Annotated in this window: 2 protein-coding genes and 1 pseudogene; all 3 read right to left on the reverse strand. The window is 32.7% G+C overall.

Annotated elements, in window-relative coordinates; all coding sequences use genetic code 11:
• Nucleotides 1-83 precede the first annotated feature (83 nt).
• Nucleotides 84-515, reverse strand: a pseudogene (locus tag J4051_RS18760) (sterol desaturase family protein); the annotation flags it as partial.
• Between the two features lie 145 nt (nt 516-660).
• Nucleotides 661-1,161, reverse strand: a complete 501-nt coding sequence (locus tag J4051_RS18765; RefSeq protein ID WP_208235421.1) for a hypothetical protein — start codon at nt 1,159-1,161, stop codon at nt 661-663.
• A 64-nt stretch (nt 1,162-1,225) separates the two neighbouring features.
• A partial coding sequence (locus J4051_RS18770) for a hypothetical protein (RefSeq protein WP_208235422.1) occupies nt 1,226-1,800 on the reverse strand: 575 nt, incomplete at its 5' end.

A 1,800-nucleotide genomic window follows, 5' to 3' on the forward strand; every position in this document is an offset into this window, starting at 1 on the left:
AAAACCTTAACACTGAATGTTGACAAGGGTTTGGAAGAGTAAAAAAACTCCAAAATAAGCGAGAAATTAAAGGTGTGGTAAGTCTATTCCTTTTTGCTTCCTGGTTTTATCGGATACATGGTTTGCTTGACAAATGTTTTTGGAAAATCTTCTTCATCGTCAAATCCAAGTTCAATATCCCTTCCGTCATGCGGGATATGATGTGTGTTAAATATATAGTCCCAAATACTTAAAGTCAATCCGTAGTTCACGCCATACTTTTTATGCTCTGGTAGTTCTTTAACATGGTGCCAGATATGCATTTTCGGATTGTTGAAAATGTATTTCAACGGTCCGTAATTCCAGCCTAAATTGGCGTGGTTCAAATGCCCAATGACGATGGAGAAAAAGTAAACAATAGAAACATCCTGTACATTGTACCCTCCAATAACGGCAATAGGGATGTATAAAAGAGAGTTATAGACCACCGGTTCCATCCAATGTTAACGTAAATGGGCGGCAACCCTTTTATTTTTTTTTAAAGTTTAAATTACTTCATAGCACCAATTACTGCCTATTGATAAATATTTAATATACTATATAGAATAGCTTATAAAGCTATATTGGAAATATCAATGTTACAACTTAGGAAATTTAAATTTGATAATTATAATATTGAATTTAGTTTTTAGTTAAAACACTAAATGTAATTTCACTTGTTTTCTGTTTATACCTTAGAAAAGCTTTAATTTGATAATTTTCTTTTAACCATATAATATATAAGGGGTTTTCTTCAAACGTACCTTCTTTTAAATCAAAATTACTCTTAGTTAAATGTTGTCTGAAATCAACATCTTCAGAGATACTTTCGCTTATAACTTGTTTGTTTTCAGCAATAAGGATGTTGTTTGGTTTTCCATATTTTTTAATTAATAAATTATATGAATGTATAGAAATAATCTCACGAAAATGAATTGTTATTGATTGTACATTATCTATTTCATCAGTTAAAATAGAAAGACAATTATAGTCCATTTCACAGAAGTTTTTCTTGCTTGTATCATCAGGAATATAGTAAAAATTATTTTTAAAAAGTTTATTTTCAAAATCATTACCAATGGTCTCAGAGAATTTTGAAACTGGTTTGCCTAATAAAAATTCAAATTCTATATTTTTATTCATAAAAATTATATTTAGAATTATCGTTATTTTAACTAAATATCTCATTCGCAATTGTATGGATTGCTTAGGCCCATGAGACTTGTGATGTATCGGGCACAGGCTTGGATATTGGAAATGGTTCCTTAGTGGTACTTACAGAACCTCCGAATGCTGCCATTTCAGCAATAAGAGCGTCTCTGAAGAAATAACCTAACATAGTGGCGGAGATATCAGGATTCGCTCCGTAGTATATGTCAGTAGCTCGGATAGCTAATGTAACTGCAACAGCAGTTAAATTCGCAGAGCGACCATTTGTCATCGAATTGGGACCTGTAAAATATATAATAGGAATTATTGAGTCAATTTCGCCATAATATGGACTACCATTTGGTCTCACCCCAGCAGTGTAAAAGGTGTGATTGAAATCTTCCACCGCGCAACCTCTCTGGAGAGCTCCTGGAGGAAATGAGTATTCGAAGCTCCGACAGTCTGCGCCAATCAAGGGGTTGGCTTCAGAATTGTTATTTAAAATATGGACAGCGTATATAGCAAAATCCTTGGCCTCTTCACTAAAATCATTTGCAATGAGATAATTTAAAACATCTGTTTTGCTGTTTTCATTTAGATTGTTAAACGTAGAAAGTTGCAATCCATTTAGGT

It is taken from the genome of Gelidibacter pelagius, from assembly GCF_017581925.1.
Lineage (GTDB): Bacteria > Bacteroidota > Bacteroidia > Flavobacteriales > Flavobacteriaceae > Gelidibacter > Gelidibacter pelagius.